Source organism: Actinospica robiniae DSM 44927 (assembly GCF_000504285.1).
In the GTDB taxonomy this organism is placed as follows: Bacteria; Actinomycetota; Actinomycetes; order Streptomycetales; family Catenulisporaceae; genus Actinospica; species Actinospica robiniae.
Genome location: NZ_KI632511.1, coordinates 5506654 through 5526410, shown reverse-complemented (window position 1 = coordinate 5526410; position 19757 = coordinate 5506654). Strand labels below are relative to the sequence as shown.

General features: G+C 73.4%; 10 protein-coding genes. 7 read left to right on the top strand and 3 right to left on the bottom strand.

Annotated features, from left to right (window positions below):
* Positions 1–41: 41 nt before the first annotated feature.
* Positions 42–2756, top strand: coding sequence for a preprotein translocase subunit SecA (secA, locus tag ACTRO_RS23380; RefSeq protein WP_034276312.1), 2715 nt, complete (start codon positions 42–44; stop codon positions 2754–2756).
* Positions 2757–2923: 167 nt separating this feature from the next.
* Positions 2924–3451: an Rv3235 family protein gene (locus tag ACTRO_RS23375; protein WP_034266347.1), complete on the top strand. Its 528-nt coding sequence runs from the start codon at positions 2924–2926 to the stop codon at positions 3449–3451.
* On the opposite strand, the gene ACTRO_RS43755 is transcribed toward ACTRO_RS23375, so the two are convergent.
* A complete protein-coding gene (locus ACTRO_RS43755; RefSeq protein ID WP_051451258.1) occupies positions 3383–5179 on the bottom strand; it encodes a bifunctional lysylphosphatidylglycerol flippase/synthetase MprF in 1797 nt (598 codons plus the stop codon). The two genes, ACTRO_RS23375 and ACTRO_RS43755, sit on opposite strands and share 69 nt — an antisense overlap.
* Positions 5180–5418: 239 nt before the next feature.
* Between ACTRO_RS43755 and ACTRO_RS23365 the strand changes: the two genes are divergently transcribed.
* The 3 genes from ACTRO_RS23365 to ACTRO_RS23355 all read left to right on the top strand — a co-directional run bounded on the left by ACTRO_RS23365 (position 5419) and on the right by ACTRO_RS23355 (position 12101).
* A complete protein-coding gene (locus tag ACTRO_RS23365; RefSeq protein ID WP_051451257.1) occupies positions 5419–6426 on the top strand; it encodes a patatin-like phospholipase family protein in 1008 nt (335 codons plus the stop codon).
* Positions 6427–6481: 55 nt separating this feature from the next.
* Positions 6482–6982, top strand: coding sequence for a DUF6912 family protein (locus ACTRO_RS23360; protein WP_034266344.1), 501 nt, complete (start codon positions 6482–6484; stop codon positions 6980–6982).
* Between the two features lie 205 nt (positions 6983–7187).
* On the top strand, positions 7188–12101 hold the full coding sequence (locus tag ACTRO_RS23355; RefSeq protein ID WP_034266341.1) for an NAD-glutamate dehydrogenase: 4914 nt from the start codon (positions 7188–7190) through the stop codon (positions 12099–12101).
* Between the two features lie 30 nt (positions 12102–12131).
* On the opposite strand, the gene ACTRO_RS23350 is transcribed toward ACTRO_RS23355, so the two are convergent.
* Positions 12132–12548 (bottom strand): hypothetical protein, encoded by a 417-nt coding sequence (locus tag ACTRO_RS23350; RefSeq protein WP_157436384.1) that lies wholly within the window; start codon positions 12546–12548, stop codon positions 12132–12134.
* 387 nt (positions 12549–12935) lie between these two features.
* Positions 12936–15806: an FHA domain-containing protein gene (locus tag ACTRO_RS23345; protein WP_034266334.1), complete on the bottom strand. Its 2871-nt coding sequence runs from the start codon at positions 15804–15806 to the stop codon at positions 12936–12938.
* A gap of 277 nt (positions 15807–16083) precedes the next feature.
* Between ACTRO_RS23345 and ACTRO_RS23340 the strand changes: the two genes are divergently transcribed.
* Together ACTRO_RS23340 and ACTRO_RS43750 are read left to right on the top strand one after the other, a co-directional pair.
* Positions 16084–17547 carry a serine/threonine-protein kinase gene (locus tag ACTRO_RS23340; protein ID WP_051451256.1) on the top strand — a complete coding sequence of 488 codons (1464 nt, stop codon included), beginning with the start codon at positions 16084–16086 and terminating at the stop codon, positions 17545–17547.
* Positions 17548–17610: 63 nt separating this feature from the next.
* Entirely contained in the window at positions 17611–19707 is a 2097-nt protein-coding gene (locus ACTRO_RS43750; protein ID WP_051451255.1) for a serine/threonine-protein kinase, read from the top strand.
* Positions 19708–19757 lie beyond the last annotated feature (50 nt).

Genomic DNA, 19757 nt, shown 5'->3' with positions numbered 1-19757 from the left:
CAGTGGCCGCGTCCGATTTCCAGCAAGGAGTCGTCCTCAAAGTGCCTGCCCTGTTCGACAAGGTCCTGCGCGCCGGCGAAGGGAAGATCCTTCGCAAGCTGGCCAAGACGGCCGACCTGATCAACTCGATCGAGGACGACTTCGTCGACCTCACCGATGAGGAACTGCGCGCCCTCACCGAGGAGTACAAGCAGCGGTACCAGGACGGCGAAACGCTGGACCAGCTGCTTCCGGAGGCGTTCGCCACCGTTCGCGAGGCCGCCAAGCGCAGCATCGGGCAGCGCCACTACGACGTGCAGCTGATGGGCGGCATGGCGCTGCACCTCGGCAACATCGCCGAGATGCGCACCGGCGAGGGCAAGACCCTGGTGGGCACCCTGCCGGCGTACCTCAACGCGCTGGCCGGCGAAGGCGTGCACATCGTCACCACCAACGACTACCTGGCCGAGCGCGACTCGGAGTGGATGGGCCGGATCCACCGGTTCCTCGGCCTGACGGTCGGCTGCATCCTGGCGAACATGTCGCCGGATCAGCGGCGCGAGGCCTACAACTGCGACATCACCTACGGCACCAACAACGAGTTCGGCTTCGACTACCTGCGCGACAACATGGCGTGGGACAAGGCCGACCTGGTGCAGCGCGGCCACTTCTACGCCTGCGTGGACGAGGTCGACTCCATCCTCATCGACGAGGCCCGTACCCCGCTGATCATCTCCGGCCCGGCGGACCAGGCCACCAAGTGGTACGTGGACTTCGCCCGGATCGCCGCGCGGCTGGTGCGCGACACCGACTACGAGGTGGACGAGAAGAAGAAGACCGTCGGCATCCTGGAGCGCGGCGTCGAGCGGGTCGAGGACCTGCTGGGCATCGACAACCTCTACGAGTCGGTCAACACCCCGCTGGTCGGCTACCTGAACAACGCCATCAAGGCGAAGGAGCTGTTCAAGCGGGACCGCGACTACGTGAACATGAACAACGAGGTGCTCATCGTCGACGAGCACACCGGCCGCATCCTGGCCGGGCGCCGGTACAACGAGGGCATGCACCAGGCGATCGAGGCCAAGGAGGGGGTGGAGATCCAGAACGAGAACCAGACGCTGGCCACCATCACCCTGCAGAACTACTTCCGCCTCTACGACAAGCTCGGCGGCATGACCGGTACCGCGCTGACCGAGGCGGCGGAGTTCCACCAGATCTACAAGCTGGGCGTCGTGCCGATCCCGACGAACAAGCCGATGATCCGGGCCGACCGCCAGGACCTGATCTACATGACCGAAGAGGCCAAGTTCAAGGCCGTGGTCACGGACATCGAGGGCCGGCACAACGAGGGCCAGCCGGTGCTGATCGGCACCGTCTCGGTGGAGAAGTCCGAGTACCTCTCGCAGCAGCTGCGCAAGCAGGGCATCCCGCACGAGGTGCTCAACGCGAAGTACCACGAGCGCGAGGCGCAGATCATCGCGCAGGCCGGGCGCAAGGGCGCGGTCACCGTGGCCACCAACATGGCCGGCCGCGGCACCGACATCATGCTCGGCGGCAACTCCGAGGCGCTGGCCACGGCCGAACTCGCGCAGCGCGGCCTGTCCCAGGCCGAGACGCCGGAGGAGTTCGCCGCGGCGTTCCCGGACGCGATGGAGAAGGCCAAGAAGGCGGTCGCGGCCGAGCAGGACGAGGTGCGCGAGCTCGGCGGCCTCTACGTGCTGGGCACCGAGCGGCACGAGTCCCGCCGGATCGACAACCAGCTGCGCGGCCGTGCCGGTCGCCAGGGCGACCCGGGCGAGTCCCGGTTCTACCTGTCCCTGGGCGACGACCTGATGCGGCTGTTCAAGGCGCAGATCGTGGAGCGGGTGCTGGCCGCGGCCAACGTCGCCGACGACGTGCCGATCGAGTCGAAGATGGTCACCCGGGCGATCCAGTCCGCGCAGAGCCAGCTCGAGCAGCAGAACTTCGAGATCCGCAAGAACGTCCTGAAGTACGACGACGTGATCAACAAGCAGCGCACGGTGATCTACGCCGAGCGGCTGCGCGTGCTCGAGGGCGAGGACCTGCGCGACCACGTCCGGCACATGATGGAGGACACGGTCGCCAGCTACGTCGGCGCCGCCACCTCCGACGGCTTCGCCGAGGACTGGGACCTGGAGAAGCTCTGGACCGCGCTGCGCACGCTCTACCCGATCTCGATCACGCTCGAGGAGGTCGAGGAGTCGGTCGGCAGCAAGTCCTCGATCACGGCCTCGGTGCTCTCCGAGGAGCTGACCGCGGACGTGCTGGCCGCCTACGACCGGCGCGAGGAGGCTCTGACCGCGGAGATCACCCGTGAGCTCGAGCGCCGGGTGGTCCTCTCGGTGCTCGACCGCAAGTGGCGCGAGCACCTCTACGAGATGGACTACCTGCAGGAGGGCATCGGCCTGCGGGCCATGGCGCAGCGCGACCCGCTGGTCGAGTACCAGCGCGAGGGCTTCGACATGTTCAACGCGATGATGGACGCCATCAAGGAGGAGTCCATCGGCTACCTGTTCAACCTGGAGGTCCAGGTCGAGGCGGCCAGCGACGACCCGGAGGCCCAGGCCCAGGCGCAGGCGGCCACGGCCCAGCTCAAGGCCAAGGGCCTGGAGACGCCGAAGGCGCCGGCCAAGCTGAACTACTCCGCCCCGACCGCCGAGGGCGCGGTGGAGGAGCGCACGGTGGCCAACGACGCCGCGACGCAGGACGCCAAGCCGGCCGCGAAGAAGCAGCAGGGGCGCCGTCGCAAGAAGTGACGCCCGCAGCGTGAACGAAGCCCCGTCAGGTCGCACCTGACGGGGCTTCGGCTTTCCGGCCCAGCGCGGCTCACCGGATCGGGTGATCTTGGCCTCCCGACGACAACGTTCCGGCGTCGTCACCAGTCTGACGGGTCATCAGCCTGGCGAAAGAACGGGGCGAGACGATGCTCGAGGACGACACCTACTTCATCACCGAGGTCCGCTTCCCGGACAGCCGGCTGCAGCGCGCCGCCGGACCGCTGGCCGAGTGGGGCGGCACCGGCGCGGTGCCCGGGCAGCGCGGCTGGCTGCGGTCCTGGGTGACCGGCTGGACCCACCGGCTCGAGGTCGACGCCCGCGGGCTGGCCGCGCCCGAGCCGACGGCCGGGGTGGGCCGGCTGGCCGAGGCCGTGGTGGACGTCCTGCTCGAGCGCCGTCCGGTGGAGCAGATGCGCCGCTGGCTCTCCCGGGACGTGGCCGGGCAGCTCGCCGCGCCCGGCGGCCGGCGCGGCGCCGCCCGGTTCGCGGCCCGTTCGATGATCCGTTCGGTCCGGCTGCACCAGCCGGCCGCCGGGATCGTGGAGTCCACCGTCGTGATCCAGGACGGCACCCGGGTGCGGGCGGTGGCGCTGCGGTTCGAGCAGTCAGCCCCGGTGGCCGCGCAGGGGCGCGGCGGCTTCGACTGGCTGTGCACCGCCCTGCAGTTCAATTGACTCCTCGCCGGCCGTCACGGCCCGGCCGGTGCGGCGCCGGTCGTAGGGCAGCGCGAACTCCAGGCCGAAGGCGGCCAGGGCGAACCGGGGCAGGTCCAGCCAGGAGCCGATCAGCACCGACCGGGCCACCCAGCCCGGCTGGAACTTGTCGTTGAACCGGTAGAGCGAGTCCACCTGGATCAGCGGGTCGAGCAGGCCGATGGCCTTGATGGTGGCCCGCTGGGTGCGGGTCAGCCGCTCCGGCTCGGTCCTGGCCTGGGAGAGCAGCGGGCGGAAGGCGGCGAAGTTGAGCGAGACCCGCGGGTAGCCGTGGCTGCGCGCGTAGGCGATCACGTCCACGATCAGGCGCTCGTTCACCCCGTTCGGCGAGAGCGGCGTGCGCGGCATCACGTCCAGCGAGAGCGCCGCGGCCGGGCCGTACTGCGCGGCCGGCAGGTACCGCTGGAAGGCCACGGCGTAGCCCTCGGGGGCGAGGGCGACCGCGATCAGCGCGTCCGGGTGGGCGCCGCGCGCCATCGAGTCCAGGTTCATCGCGAAGCCGTGCTCGCGGCCGGCCGGGCCCAGCCACTCCCGGTGGATCCGGCGCAGCTGCCCGGCCAGCCCGGGCTCGAGATCACGCTCCAGCAGCACCTCGGTCACCAGCCCGGCCCGCTCGGTGCGGCGCACGGCCTGGCGCACGTTGCGCATCGCGCGCCCGTCCAGGTTGAACGCCGCGGAGTCCACCACCACCTCGTCGCCGATGCCGATCCGGTGCATGCCGTGCTCACGCCACAGCTCGAGCGCCTGCGGGCCGGCGCCGAGCACGGCCGGACGCCAGCCGCTGCGCCGCACCAGCGAGTCGAACTCGGCCACCGCGTCCGGCCAGGACTCGACCGCGCCGACCGGGTCGCCGCCGGCCACCGCCATCCCGGCCAGCACCCGGTAGCCGATCGCGGCCCGGCCGTCCGGGGAGAAGACGTAGCTCTTGTCGTAGCGCAGCGCGAACGGCGCCAGGGTCTCGGACTCCGGGTGGGCCACCATCGCCCGCACGATCGCGCGCTGGGCCCGGCCGCCCGGGCTCGGTGCCGGGGCCGAGGCCATCAGCCAGGCCAGGGCCACCAGCAGCAGCACGCCGCTGAGCAGAGCCAGACCGCCCAGCTGCCATGACGGGCCGTCGAACTCGGTCGGCCCGGGGTTCGCGGCGGCCGCGGAGACCACCTCGCGGCCTATGTCCCCGGCCGCGACCGGGGTGGCGAAGCTGCCGCGCTCCATGAACAGGCCGCCGCCGCCCACCAGCAGCACCGCGACCATGGACACCGCGCTGAACTCGGCCGTCTGGCGCAGCCGGCCGGCGTTGAGCGGGACCTGGAAGTGGAAGCGGCCGTGCCAGAGCCCGATGATGGCGAAAGCCAGCGGGGCCAACCGCCACGGCTCGGCCGGGCTCGGCGCGATCAGCGCCTCGGTCTCGGCGCCCGCGCTCCACACCAGCACGCCCAGGGTCAGCGCCCAGGCCGTCTGCCGGCGCCGGGCGAGGCCCCAGGCGAGCACCAGCAGCACCGCGCCGAGCAGTCCGGCGTGCGCGGAGGTGGGGCCGGTGCCGCACACCGTCAGCGCGAGCGCGCTGAGCCAGCCCGGCGCGGCCGGAAGCGCATACGCCAGCATGGCGGCCCCGGCGGCGCCGATCAGCGCTGCGAAGGGCCACACCGACGGTTCCCGGCTGCGGTCCTGGCGGACGGTCTTCACATTCATGGCTACCTCCCCGCAATAGTGCAACTACCCGCCCGGGGGGCCGGATTCCCCACAACGGCCGGAGTTGTCGAGTCGTTATGCGCGTGCCCGTGCGCGCCGGTCCCGGTCACGACGCGGGCCGCGCGCCGCGGAGGCACCGCGCCGGACCGGTGCGCCGGGGCCGGTTTCAGCCCCGCGCCTGCGCCAAACGGCTGGAGTCCGGGGCATGGCCGCACCCGTCCGGTGGGAAGGAAAAGTACGTGTTCGAGAACGTGCGGGGCCGCGGTCCGGCGGCGACGGTCCGCCGCGGCTTCGTGCTGGGCGGCGGCGGGACGCTCGGTGCCGCCTGGATGATCGGCGCGCTGCGGGCGCTGGAGGAGGACGCGGGGGTCGACGCCCGCGAGGGGCTGCTGATCGTGGGCACCTCGGCCGGCTCCATCCTGGCCGCGCTGCTCGGCGCGGGCGCCAGCGCCGGGGATCTGTGGAGCCATCAGCGCGGCCGGCAGGTCGAGCAGGGGCCGCTGGCCGGCCAGCTGTTCGACTACGACGCGGCCGCCGGCGGCGCCTCGCCGCCCTGGCCGCAGGTGCGCCTCGGCTCGCCCCGGCTGATCGCCCGGTCGGTGCGCCATCCGCGCAGCTATCCGAGCACCACGGTGCTCTCGGCCATACTGCCGCCCGGCCGCGGCTCGCTCGGCGACATCGGCAAGATGGTCGAGGAGGTCATCCCCTCGGGCGCCTGGTCCCCGCATCCGGGCATCCGGGTGGTGGCGATGGACTACGACTCGGGCGAGCGCGTGGTCTTCGGCCACCCCGGCGCGCCTCCGGCGGGCCTGGCCGAGGCGGTGGTGGCCTCCTGCTCGATCCCCGGCTGGTTCCCGCCGGCCCGGATCGGCGGGCGCCGCTTCGTCGACGGCGGCGCCATCTCCAACACCAACGTGGACCTGCTCGGCGCGGCCGCCCTGCCCGGCGGGACGAAGCTGGACGAGGTCTACGTGCTCGCCCCGATGGCCGCCCGCGGCTACGACCGGCCGACCGGCTTCATCGGCAAGATCGAGCGCGGCTACCGGCACCGGGTCACCCGGCAGATGCTGCAGGAGGTGATCCGGGTGCGCGCGGACGGCACCACCGTGACAGTGCTCTGCCCCGGCCCGGAGGATCTGCAGGCGCTGGGCGCCAACCTGATGGACCCGGCCCGCCGGGTCGAGGTGCTCGACACCGCCCGGCGCACCGTCGGCGAGGTGCTGGCCGCGGCCCAGCCCGTGGTCTGACGCCGGGTCGGGCGAGCACGGCGCGAGGGTCTGCGTCCTGCGTTAGTCTCGTGCCATGCGCGTCTATCTGCCTGGCACGATCGCCCTTCTGGAGCAGCTCGAGAAGGAGCGCACGGTGCCCGCGGGCCGGGCGTACGCGGTCACCGAGGCCCTGCGCGCGTGGTACCTGGAGGGCGACGAGGAGGAGCTCGAGTACGCGGCCCTGACCGCCGCCGCACGGGCCTCGCTGCGCCTGCTGGCCGCCGATCCCGCGCTGCCGGACGCCCGCGCGCTGCGGGTGGTGCTGGCCGCCGACGTGCCGGAGGCGCGGATCCGCGCGGGGGCCGCGGAATCGGAGGACCCGGGCGTGATCGATATCACAGAGCCCGTACGGCTCAAGGACATCGCCTCGCTGCACGTGGACGAGGCCGCCGCTCGGGAGGCGGTGCGGGCGGCGCTGGCCGCGCTGGCGGCGGACCCCGCCGAGGGTGACCCCGAGGCCGAGCTCGCCGTCGACGCCGTCGAGGACTTCGACCTGCTCTGGTACGGCGTGCAGGAGCTCGGCCAGCTGACCTGACGCGGCGGAATTTCGCTTGCCTGTTCCCCCGTACGGTCCACACTGTAGGAATCCACAACCCAGACGTGACAACGTGATCGGACAGGTGCGTCCCGGCGTTGCACTTTGGCGGGTAGCCTTTCAGGCGTACCCGAGACCGGGGAAAGCCCCGGCCCGACACGCTGATGCCGTGCAAAGGCGCACGGCTGGTATGGAGCGAGCGCTCATGGTGACGCAGACGGACCCGGCGAAGACGCAGCTGCTCGGGGAGGCGGCCGAGCTGGCCAGATCCGGCGAGCCGACGCCGGCCGGGGCGGGCGAGGTCGGCGAGACGGTGATCAACCGCTACTACCGGCATGTGGCCCTGGACGATCTGGCCGACCGCTCGCCGGCCGATCTGGTCGGCGCCGCCGCCTCCAGCGCGCAGCTGGCCGCGCAGCGCCCGCAGGGCACCGCCAAGATCAGGGTGCTGACCCCGACGGTGGAGCAGGACGGCTGGCGGGCCCGGGGCGGGCGCAGCGTGGTCGAGATCGTCACCGACGACATGCCGTTCCTGGTCGACTCGGTCACCGCCGAGCTCTCCCGCCGCGGCCACGGCATCCACACCCTGTTCCACCCGGTCCTCGCGGTCGACCGGGACCTGGCCGGCAAGCTGCGCGAGATCTACGACGCCGACCCGGCCGGGGCGCCGGCCGGAGCCGTGGTCGAGTCCTGGATGCACATCGAGATCGGCCGGCTGGCCGACGAGGCGGGCGCGGCCTCCTCGCTCGAGGCCGACCTGCGCCGGGTGCTGCAGGACGTGCGCGAGGCGGTGGAGGACTGGCCGAAGATGCGCGCGGCCGCCCTCGGCGCCGCCGACGCGCTGGACGGGGCGCAGGGCGCCGGCGCGCAGGCCGCCGGGCTGGGCTTCGACGAGCTCTCGGCCGGCCAGGAGCTGCTGCGCTGGCTCGTGGACGGCCACTTCACCTTCCTCGGCTACCGCGAGTACGAGCTGCTGACCGAGAACGGCGAGGACCGGCTGCGCGCGGTCACCGGCACCGGCCTCGGCATCCTGCGCGCCGACCAGGCGCTGGCCGGCCCCGGTTCGTTCTCCAAGCTCCCGCCGGAGGTGCGCGCCCGCGCCCGCGAGCCGCGCCTGCTGGTGCTCACCAAGGCCAACTCCCGCTCCACCGTGCACCGTCCGGGCTACCTCGACTACATCGGCGTGAAGGTCTTCAACGAGGCCGGGCAGGTCGTCGGGGAGCGGCGCATCCTGGGTCTGTTCTCCGCCGCCGCGTACTCCGAGTCGGTGCTGCGCATCCCGGTGGTGCGCCAGAAGGTCCGGCAGGTGCTGGACGTGCACGGCTACTCGGTCAACTCGCACTCCGGCAAGGACCTGCTGCAGATCCTCGAGTCCTACCCGCGCGACGAGCTGTTCCAGATCCCGGTGCCCGAGCTCGCGGACATCTCCGGCTCGGTGCTGCACCTGCAGGAGCGCCGCCGGGTGCGGCTGTTCCTGCGCGAGGACGTCTACAGCCGCTTCTTCTCGGCCCTCGTCTACCTTCCGCGCGACCTGTACGACACCGCCAACCGGCTCAAGCTCCAGCGCATCCTGCTCGAGGAGCTGCACGGCGACGTCATCGACTACACCGTGCGCTCCACCGAGTCGGTGCTCACCCGGCTGCACTTCGTCATCCGGGTGGCCGGCGGCGAGCGGCTGCCCGAGGTGGACGCCGAGCAGATCGAGCGCCGGCTCGCCCGGGCCCTGCGCACCTGGAACGACGCGCTGACCGACGTGCTGGGCGAGCAGGTCGGCGGGCAGCGGGCGAACGCGCTGCTGGCCGACTACGCCGACGCGTTCCCGGAGGGCTACAAGGCCGACTTCCCGCCGGAGCGGGCCGCCCAGGACCTGGCCCGGATCGAGGCCATCCACGGCGACGACCGCACCGACTCCTCGCTCGCGGTCTACCGCCGGCCGGACGCCGCGCCGGACGAGTACCGGCTCAAGATCTTCCGGGTGGGCCGGATGATCACGCTGGCCGAGGTGCTCCCGATCCTGCAGCGCTTCGGCGTCGAGGTGCTCGAGGAGCAGCCCTACGAGCTCAACCGCCGGTGCGGGGACACGGCCTGGATCCTCGACTTCGGCCTGCGGGTGACGGACGCCGAGGTGCTCCAGGACCCCTCCGCCCGAGACCGGTTCACCGCCGCGTTCGCCGCGGTGTGGTCCGGCTCGGCCGAGAACGACGGCTTCAACGCGCTGGTGCTCTCCTCCGGCCTTGGCTGGCGCCAGGCCAGCATCCTGCGCGCGTACGTGAAGTACCTGCGCCAGGGCGGGGTCTCGTTCAGCCAGGACTACTTCGAGCAGGTGCTGGGCGCCAACACCCGGATCGTGCGGCTGCTGGTGCGCCTGTTCGAGGCGGCCTTCGACCCGGCCCACGTCAGTGCCGGGCACGAGCTGGTCGACGGCATGATCGAGGAGATCGAGGGGGCGCTCGACACCGTCGCCTCGCTCGACGAGGACCGCATCCTGCGCTCCCTGCTCGCGGTGATCCGGGCCACCCTGCGCACGAACTTCTACCAGCTCGACGCCGAGGGCGGGGTCAAACCGTACGTCTCGTTCAAGATCAACGCCCCGGCGGTGCCGGACCTGCCGATGCCCCGGCCGAAGTTCGAGATCTGGGTCTACTCGGCCCGGGTCGAGGGCGTGCACCTGCGCTTCGGCAAGGTCGCCCGCGGCGGCCTGCGCTGGTCCGACCGGCGCGAGGACTTCCGCACCGAGATCCTCGGCCTGGCCAAGGCGCAGATGGTCAAGAACGTGGTGATCGTGCCGGTCGGGGCCAAGGGCGGGTTCGTGGTGAAGAACCCGGTCGACCCCTCCGACCGGGAGGCGTTCCTGGCCGAGGGCGTGGCCTGCTACCAGATGTTCATCAGGGGCCTGCTGGACATCACGGACAACCTGGTGGACGGTCAGATCGTCGCGCCCAAGGACGTGGTGCGCTTCGACGGGGACGACCACTACCTGGTCGTCGCGGCCGACAAGGGCACCGCGACCTTCTCCGACATCGCCAACGCGGTCGCCGCCGAGTACGGCTTCTGGCTCGGCGACGCGTTCGCCTCCGGCGGCTCGGTCGGCTACGACCACAAGGTCATGGGCATCACCTCGCGCGGCGCCTGGGAGTCGGTCAAGCGGCACTTCCGCGAGCTCGGCGTGGACACCCAGAGCCAGCCGTTCACCGTCGTCGGCATCGGCGACATGTCCGGCGACGTGTTCGGCAACGGCCTGCTGCGCTCCCGGCACGCCAAGCTGATCGCGGCCTTCGACCACCGGCACATCTTCGTCGACCCGGATCCGGACCCGGAGCGCTCCTTCGTCGAGCGGCAGCGGCTGTTCGAGCTGCCCCGGTCCAGCTGGGCGGACTACGACCAGTCGCTGATCTCCGACGGCGGCGGCGTCTTCCCGCGCACGGCCAAGTCGATCCCGGTCACCCCGCAGCTGCGCCACGCGCTCGGCCTGCCGGAGAACGCGCTGCGCACCACCCCGGCCGAGCTGATGCGCGCGATCCTGCTCGCACCGGTGGACCTGCTGTGGAACGGCGGCATCGGCACCTACGTGAAGTCGGCCGGCGAGTCGCACGCGGACGTCGGCGACAAGGCCAACGACGCGATCCGGGTCAACGGCGGCGACCTGCGGGTCAAGGTGGTCGGCGAGGGCGGCAACCTCGGCTGCACCCAGCTCGGCCGGATCGAGTACGCGCTGCAGGGCGGCCCGGACTCCGCCGGCGGCCGGATGAACACCGACGCGCTGGACAACTCGGCCGGCGTGGACACCTCGGACCACGAGGTGAACATCAAGATCCTGGTGGACCAGGCGGTCAAGTCCGGCGCGCTGCCGACCGGGGAGCGCACCGCGCTGCTCTCCTCGATGACCGACGAGATCGCCGACCTCGTGCTCGCCGACAACTACGGCCAGAACGTGGCGCTGGCCTCGTCGGTGGCCCAGGCGCCGCAGCTGCTGCACGTGCACGCGCGGTACATGCGGGCCCTGGCCTCGGCCGGCCAGCTCAACCGGGAGCTCGAGTTCCTGCCGCGCGAGCGGGTGATCCAGGAGCGCCGCCAGGCCGGCGCCGGGCTGACCCAGCCGGAGCTCGCGGTGGTGCTGGCCTACACGAAGATCGTGCTCAACGAGGAGCTGCTGGCCAGCAACCTGCTCGAGGACCCGTACCTCGAGGCGGACCTGTTCGCCTACTTCCCCAGCGCCGTGCGCGAGCGGCTGCGCGACCTGATCTCCACCCACCCGCTGCGCCGCGAGATCATCGCCACCCAGGTGGTGAACAACCTGGTCAACAACGCCGGCACCACCTTCATCTTCCGGATGCGGGAGGAGACCGGCGCCGGCGCCGAGGAGATCGCCCGGGCGCACATCGTGGCCCGCGAGGTGTTCAACCTGGAGACCTTCTGGACCGCGGTCGACGAGCTCGACAACAAGGTCTCGGCCGAGGTGCAGACCCGGATGCGGCTGACCGGGCGGCGGCTGACCGAGCGCGGAGCCCGCTGGTTCCTGCTCAACCGCAAGCACCCGATCGACATCTCGGCCCAGGTCGAGGCGTTCGGCGCGGGCGTGGCCGAGGTGGTCGGGCAACTGCCGAAGCTGCTCAAGGGCAACGACGCGGCCCAGCTCGCCGCGGCCACCAACGAACTGGTGGCGGCGGGCGTCCCGCAGGCGCTGGCCGCCCGCTGCGCCGCCGCGTCGGCCGCCTACTCGGCACTGGACATCGTCGAGGTGGCCTGGGACAGCGGCCGGGCCCCGGTGGAAGTGGCCGAGTGCTACTTCGACCTCGTCGACCGCCTCGGCATCGGCGCGCTGCGGGACCGGATCACCGCCCTGCCGCGCACCGACCGGTGGGAGACGATGGCCCGCGCGGCGGTGCGCGAGGACCTCTACAGCGCCCAGGCCGCGCTCACCTTCGACGTGCTGGCCGCCGCCCCCGGCGAGGCCGACGCGGAGGCCCGGTACGCCGCGTGGGTGGAGAAGAACCAGGCGGCGGTGGAGCGCGCGAAGGTGATCCTGGACGAGATCTCCTCGGCCGACTCGTTCGACCTGGCGATCCTGTCGGTGGCGCTGCGGGTGATCAGGACCCTGCTGCGGGCCAACGCGATGTAGTGGTTTGACGCTGCCGCGGACGGCCGGGCCTCAGCGGGACCGAGGCTCGGCCGGCGTCGTCAGGACACCGCACCGGGAGATCCAGAGGAGCGCAAGGCCTTCGCGGATGGCCTCGAGCGCCTCGGTGGACTGGGCTCGGACGGTCAGCCAGGCGTCGTCGTACACGTGCGCGAGCACCCCCTCGGCAAGGAACCAGGCGGACTCGTGCTCTTCCGGCAAGACCGAGGGCAGTGGCTCGAAGGCGGCCGGCAGGGGCACCATCAGATCGGCCGCGTCCGACAACCCGTCGCGCTCGTACGACACCGTCTCCGACATGACCAGCTCGACCAATGCCGTGGACAGGCGCTCCGTCCACGGTTCCCAGCGCTCCTCTGTCTTGTCGAACAGATCAGGGCGACGGAAGGTCGCGGGGTCCTCGGCCCGAGGTCGTCCAGCAGGATGCCCCACTCCGCGGCGCCCTGGTTCTCAGTGTGGTAGATGAGCGCGCCTTCACGCAGGTACAGCTCATCCGGCCGCTGCAACCGGTCGTGATTGCGCGTCAGGTCGCCGCGGCGGCCGAGCAACTCGTACGCTTCGCGCAGGACTGCGGGCAGCCGGACTCCAAGGCGCGCCTCGGCCTGGTCCAGCTCGGCCGGCCGGTAGCCGTCCTCCGGGGCGAGCGGCGCCCGCCATTCCGCGGCGAAGTCAGTCAGGAACCGCCAGGCTTCGGCGCGCTTTTCGGCGGCAGCTCGTATACCGGCACTGAGATCCGCGGCGCTCGTCATGGCGCGACCGTACTGCCGACCACTGACACCCGCCGCCGACTCGATCGCGCCGTACCGGGCAATGCCGCCCTCAGGCCGAGACGGAGCGCTGCGCCGGCGCCTTGGCCGCGGCCGCCCGCTGCGCGCTCTCGACGAGCAGGGCCAGATCGGTCGGCGCGCCCGGGGATACGGACTGGTGGGCGCCGGTGCCGGCCAGGCCCGCGCCGCGCGGGGGCAGCGGGTCGCCGAGCTTGCGCCAGTCCTCCGCCGTGACGTTCGCGCGCGCGGTCGCGCTCGAGGCCATCCGGCCGCCGACCCGCGGCACCTGCACCGGCAGCACGCGGCCGTCGGGCAGGGCCAGCCAGGCGCGGCCGGGGAGGGACGGACGGATCGCCGCGGCGTCCGGCAGCGACACCAGCCGGCGCGACTCCTCCGGCCCGTACGTGCGCAGGGCGAGGCGCAGATCGAGCTCCTCGCACAGCTCGCCGTCGAGCAGGCGCCGGGCGGCGCCGTCGTCCAGGGTGATCCCGAGCAGCAGGTGCACGCCCGCCGCCCGGCCCTGGCGGGCCAGCTCCGTCAGCTCCTTGACGAACCACGGCTGCTGTGCGGCCAGCCGGTCGAACCCGTCCACGCCGAGCAGCACCCGCAGGCCCTTGTCGCTCAGCGCGACGGCGAGCGCGAGCAGGCGGCGCAGCTGCGGCTCGGTCGGGGGCTCGTCCAGGTGCTCGGCGACGTGCGGCAGCTTGGCGCTCTCGCCCCAGGACGGCCCGGCGCCGCCGGAGACCAGCAGCACCCGGAGATGCTCCGGCGGGGTGGGCAGCGCCGCCGAGCAGAGCACCGAGCGCAGTGCCTCGGAGATGCCGGAGCCTGACACGCCGCCGACGAGGATGTGGTGGCCCGTCAGCTCCGCGCGCACGGCGCCGTGGCTGTCCGCGCCGAGGACGACCGGCAGTCCCTGCGCGCCGCGCGCGTCCGCCTCCCGCTGGGCCGTCCAGCGCGCGGAGAGCTTCGTCGGCGTGAGCAGGTCGAGTTCGAGCAGCGGCAGCAGCCGGGCCTCTTCGGGCAGCTGACGCTGGTTGGTGCCGTGTATCCCCTGCACGCCGCCCTCGCGCGAGTCGCGCAGCGGCGCCAGCGCGTGCGCGAACCGCAGCGCCCACTGCGGCGAGGTCAGGTCGGCCAGTATCCCGTCTATGGCCAGCGCCTCGGGCTGGTCGAGCCGCAGCCGGGTGTGCACCTCGCCGCCCACCGTGGCCACCGCGCCGACGCCGGGCGGCAGGTCCTCGATCCGCGGCGCGAGGACGAGCGCGTGCATGCCCACCTGCGGCCCCTCGGCCAGCAGCCGCAGCAGCTCCGGCGGATACCCGGCCTGTCCGGCCAGGTCTCCCTGGTCGAGCACCAGCACCGTGCGCCGGCCGGGCCAGGGCTCGTTGCTGCCGCGCAGGGCGCCCTGGCGAGCCTCCAGACGGACCGTCAGCTCGGCCAGCCGGGCCGCCGCCTGGGTGGCGTCGAAGCCGACCAGCGCGCGGCAGTTCTGGCCGTCCTGCGGGACGCAGTGCGGCAGCCAGGTCGCCCAGCGCCACGGCTCGGGCTGATGGGGGCTGAGCACGACCAGGTCCACGTCGAGCGGCGAGCACAGCGCGGCCAGTTGCGCGACCAGGCTGCGGCCGAGGGCGCGCACCGAGTAGGCCGCCGAAGTGCCCGTCATAGTGCCGGCCTGGGCTTGAGCCTGGCCCGGCACGCCGCTCGACACGCCGATCGTGCCGACTCTGATGCCCCGCGAGCGGCTGGGCGAGAGCGTCTCCGCGTCTGACGCCGGGTGCGAATCCGCGCGCGGCCCCGGGTTCGCGACCGAGTTCGCGCTCGTCCGCGGCAGGCTCGAGGCGAGGGAGCCGTCGTCCACCCCGACCACGCCGAGCACGCCGACCCGGGCCAGATCGACCGTCACCGGGGCGGCCGGCACCCGCGGCCGGAAGCTGTGCGTGCCCTGCCGGACCGTCACCGCCGAGGGCAGCCGGGCCGTGCCGAGCCGCAGCTCGAGCAGCTCCGGCTGGTCCCGGCCGCGGCTCCACAGCGCTTCGCCCGGGCGCAGGGCCGTGGTCAGCAGCGCCGCCGGGTCCGGATACCGGCCGCGGCGCAGCGCGGACTCCTGCGCCAGCGCCGCCGAGATCTTCGCCTCGGTCGCCGCCTTCGCCTGCTCGTAGCCCGCCTCGGCCCGCCGCCGGGCCGCGGGCAGGCCGCGCGGGCTGGGCGGGGGCGGCAGCTCGAACCGGGGCGAGGGCACCAGCGGGGCCGTCCGCGGCCGCACCCGCACCAGCACCCGGCCGAGCCGGTCCGGCTCCGTCTCCAGCGGCTCCTCGCCGAGGCGCAGCAGCAACGTGGTCTCGCCCACCCGCACCGGCGTCTGCGGTGCGAGCAGCAGCGGCTCGGTGCCGATCCGGGCGCCGCCGAGCACCGTGCCGTTGGTCGAGCCGCAGTCGGCCACCCGGACGCAGTCCGCGCTCACCGTCAGCTCGGCGTGCCGGCGCGAGAGGTCCGGATCCTCGATCCGGATGTCCGCCTCGGCGCCGCGCCCGATGGTCAGGCGCAGTGGAGCGCGACCCGGCGCGGGGGGAGTGAGCAAATGCACGCCCCCGGCGTCCGGGCCGCCGATCACGTGCAATTCCAGGTTCCCCGGCGCCGGGAGGGTCGCGGCGGGCTGGTCGGCGGTCAGTACGGCGCCGTCCACCAGCGGCGGGACGCCGAGCGGGTGGTCGAGCGCGGGGCGCTCCGGCCCGACGTGGAAGACCGGCTCGGCCAGTCCGGCCAGATTCGCCAGCTGCCCAAGGGCTGCCCGCAGCGGAGTCCCGGCCGGCGCGCTGACCAGCACGTCCAGCAGGGAGCTCGGGTTCGCGCCGCCGGCCGTGGCCCGGCCCGCGGCACGGGCCGGCCCGGTCGGCACACTGACGGACAGTCGCAGCTGCATGGGAGTACGCGGTCCTTGTGCGGCGGGTCGGTGGGAGCTACCAAAGATAACGGTAGCCGAGAGTTCTGACACCGCTCGCCGGGCGCGCGCCGCCGGCATCGGACGCACGGGCGGCGCGTCAGCCTGCTTTCGCTCGGTTCGAGGTAGCGATTAGGGTACAAACCCCCATCCCCGACGCCGGGGGATCGCCGCCTCGCACTAGTCTGGCTGCGCACCATCGCAGGACCGCTTCATCTGCACCACCGACGTACCGCGTTCGGGGAGGAAAGGGTTTGACGTGGGTCAGCCGATCGGCAGCCGCTACGAGCTGCAGTCCCAACTGGGCCGAGGTGCCTTCGGTTCGGTATGGCGCGGCCGTGTGCGGGACACCGGGGAGGCCGTGGCGATCAAGGTCCTGCTCGAGGAGCTGGCCAACGACGCCGATGTGGTGACCCGTTTCCTGCGCGAGCGCACCGCCCTGGTCTCCATGCGGCACCGTTCGCTCGTCTCGGTGCGCGACCTGGTGGTCGAGGGCGACCTGCTCGCGCTGGTGATGCAGCTGGTCGAGGGCCCGGACCTGCGCGCCTACCTGCGCGGCCGGGGCACCCTGGGCGCCGCCGAGGCCGCCCTGCTGGTGGCCGACGTGGCCGAGGCCCTCGCCGTGGCCCACGCGGCGAAGATCATCCACCGCGACGTCAAGCCCGCGAACGTGCTGCTGCACCCCGAGGACGGCGGCTACCGGCCGCTGCTGACCGACTTCGGCATCGCTCGCCTCGCCGACGCCCCGTCCGTCACCCGCACCAGCCAGGTCGTGGGCACCCCGTACTACCTCGCCCCCGAGGTCATCTCCGGCCAGCAGCCGACCCCCGCGGTCGACGTCTACGCCTGCGGCATCATGTTCTTCGAGCTGCGCACCGGCCGCCCGCCGTTCCGCGGCAACGACGCCATGGAGGTCTTCCAGGCGCACCAGACCCAGCCGCCGCCGCGCCCCGAGGGCGTGCCCGACGCGCTGTGGTCGGTGATCGCCTCGGCCCTGGCCAAGGACCCCTCCCGCCGCCCCGACGCGGCCGCGCTGGCCAGCCGGCTGCGCGCCGCGGTCAAGGCCTCCGACCCGGGCGCGGCCGCGCTCGTGCCGGTCCACCCGCGCGAGGGCACCGTGGTGCTGCCGAAGCTGCCCGGCGAGCCCGCGCCGGTGGCCCCGTCGCCGGTCACCCCCGGCCGCACCCCCGCCGCGGTCGCGGCGGCGGCCGCCGCGCCGACCCGGCCGATCCCCGCGTCGTACGGCGCCGCGGCGGCGGCCGCAGCCGCGCCCGCCGCGCCCACCCACGTCACGCCGAAGCCCAAGCCGAGCGGATACCCGCCGCAGCCGGTCTTCCCCGGCCCGCAGTTGCCGCCCGCGCACAACAACGTGCCGCCGCGCGGCGCCTACGCCCCGCAGGGCGGCTCCGCGTACCGGCCGCCGCAGCAGGCGCCGCAGCAGCGGATCGTCCAGCCCCAGCCGCAGCGCCGGGTCGACGCCCCGCCGCCGCTGCGCCAGGCCCCGCGCCAGCCCCGCCCGGGCGCCGCGTACGACCCGCTGCCCAAGTCCGGCATCGGCTGCCTCGGCAAGCTGGCGATCCTGCTGATCGTGCTCGCGCTGGCCGCGCTGATCGGGGTGGAGATCGGCAACCGGATCGCGCGCAACCACAACAATCCGATGAACAACAGGTCCGGTGTCTCGATCATCGTGCCCTGGAACGGATTTGGTGGGTCGTCACACTGAACGCTTCCGCCGCCGTTAGGGTGAACTCGTTTCGCCGGTAGGCAGCCCCAGGGAGCAACTGAAGTGACGCGCAGGATCGGCAGCCGCTACACGGTGACCAGGGTCATCGGCCGGGGCACGTGCGGCACGGTCTGGGCCGGTCGGGGGCCAGAGGGGCCGGTCGCGATCAAGCTGCTGCACGATGATCTGACTGCGGATCAGACGCTGATCGCCCGGTTCGTCCAGGAACGCACGGTCCTGACGAGCCTGCGCCACCCGCGCATCGTCGGCGTACGCGACCTCGTCGTGGACGGCAACGATCTCGCGCTGGTGATGGACCTGGTCTCCGGATCGGACCTGCGCGAGCGGATCGAGCAGCGCGGCGCGCTGCCGCCGGCCGAGGCCGTGGCCGTCTGCCGGGACATCGCCGAGGCGCTCGCCGCCGCGCACGCCCGCGGCGTGGTGCACCGCGACGTGAAGCCGGAGAACGTGCTGCTCGACGAGAACGGCTTGGCCCGCCTCACCGACTTCGGCATCGCCCGCCTCGTCGACGGCCCGCGCCACACCCGCACCACCCGGATCGTGGGCACCCCCGACTACCTCGCCCCCGAGGTCATCGAGGGCTGCCCGCCGACCCCGGCCGTCGACGTCTACGCGCTGGCCACCGTGCTCTTCGAGCTGCTGACCGGCTGGAGCCCGTTCGGCGGCGGCCACCCCGGCGCGATCCTGCGCCGGCACGTGACCGAGCCCGCCCCGCGGGTGCCCGGCATGCCGCCCGGCCCGGCCGAGCTGCTCGAGCGCTGCCTCGCCAAGACCCCCGCCGCGCGGCTGTCCGCGGCCGAGTTCGCCTCGCTGCTGCGCGCCTGCGAACCCGCGCTGGCCGGCCTGCCCCCGCTCCGCGTCGCCTCTCCGCGTGGCGACCGCCCCTTCACCGACCCCAACCTGATGACGCATGCCGGCGCCGTGCCGCTCGTGCAGTCCGTCGCCGACGCGGTCGGCGACGAGTCGCGCGACACCCATGTCAACATGATCCGCGCCATCCGCGAGCCGCTCGGCCCGGACACCCCGGCCCGGGCCGAGCCGGTCGACTTCGGCCCGGCCGAGACGTTCGGCGGCGAGTCGTACGAGACCGGCGTCTTCGTCCCCGGGCAGCGGCACCCCAACGTGCGCAAGCTGCTCGCCTTCTTCGGCATCGGCTCGGCGATGGTGGGCGCGCTCGGCTACACACTCAGCCAGGACGGCAACTCGCCGGTCGGCGCCTCCGACGCGTCCGTCCCGGGCGTGGCCCAGGCCACCCTCGCCGACGGCTCGGCCGGCGGCCCGCAGGCCATCCCGGTCTCCGGCGACTTCGGCTTCAGCCCGCTGGCGACCCTGCCCGCCCCGGCCCCGCACGTCATGGGCGCGGTCCAGCTGGCCTACGCCAAGGGCACGCTGTACGCCGCGTCCACCGGCTCGGACGGCCTCGTGCGGGTGGCGGCGGCCACCACGGCCTCCGCCACCTGGGCTGTCGTCCCCGGACTGACCAGCTCGGTCCAGCCCGCGCTCGTCGGCCGCGCGGACGGCGGCCTTGAGCTCTACGCCACCTCGTCCTCCGGCCGGGTCGAACGCAACCTGCTCACCCCCGGCGTCGGCTGGGCCGGCTGGAAGGTCCTGGACGACGAGCAGGTGGCCGGGCCGCCGGCCGCCGCCGCGTACGCCGGCGAGACCGTCGTGATCGCCTCGTCCACCGACCAGGCCCTGCTCGAGGCCGTCCTCGACCACGACGGATCCGGTTCCGGCTGGCGCCGGCTCTCGCAGGCCGGCGCGATCCTGCCGCAGGTCGCCCTGGCCGCGCGCGGCGCGGACCTGGCCGCGTACGTCGTGCGGGCCTCCGACGGGGCCACCATGCGCGTCTACAACGAGGGCGGCGCCTGGCAGTACGCCTGGCCCACCGGCGCCGCCGGCCAGCCCGCCACGGCGTACGGCCCCGACGGGCACCCGGACCTGTTCGTGCTCTCGGCCTCGGCCGGGATCCAGGTCTTCCAGTTCTCCGGCCGCGATCTGCACGGCCCGATGACCTGGTTCCCGGCCGGCGTCCCGGCGGCCGGCCAGCCCGGCGTGACCGCGATCCCCGGCGGCGGCGTGGCCCTGGCCGCCCCCGCGGCCGACGGCGCCATCGGCGTTTACCGCACCCCGCGGTGAGCCCGCCGGCGAGCGGAGGCCGCCGAGTGGAAATCCGAGTGGCGCGCTTC

Excerpts from the sequence above, each read along its gene's own strand:
- ACTRO_RS23375 (WP_034266347.1), top strand. The coding sequence starts at position 2,924 with ATGCTCGAGGACGACACCTACTTCATCACCGAGGTCCGCTTCCCGGAC.
- ACTRO_RS43755 (WP_051451258.1), bottom strand. The coding sequence starts at position 5,179 with ATGAATGTGAAGACCGTCCGCCAGGACCGCAGCCGGGAACCGTCGGTG.
- ACTRO_RS23360 (WP_034266344.1), top strand. The coding sequence starts at position 6,482 with ATGCGCGTCTATCTGCCTGGCACGATCGCCCTTCTGGAGCAGCTCGAG.
- ACTRO_RS23355 (WP_034266341.1), top strand. The coding sequence starts at position 7,188 with ATGGTGACGCAGACGGACCCGGCGAAGACGCAGCTGCTCGGGGAGGCG.
- ACTRO_RS23345 (WP_034266334.1), bottom strand. The coding sequence starts at position 15,806 with ATGCAGCTGCGACTGTCCGTCAGTGTGCCGACCGGGCCGGCCCGTGCC.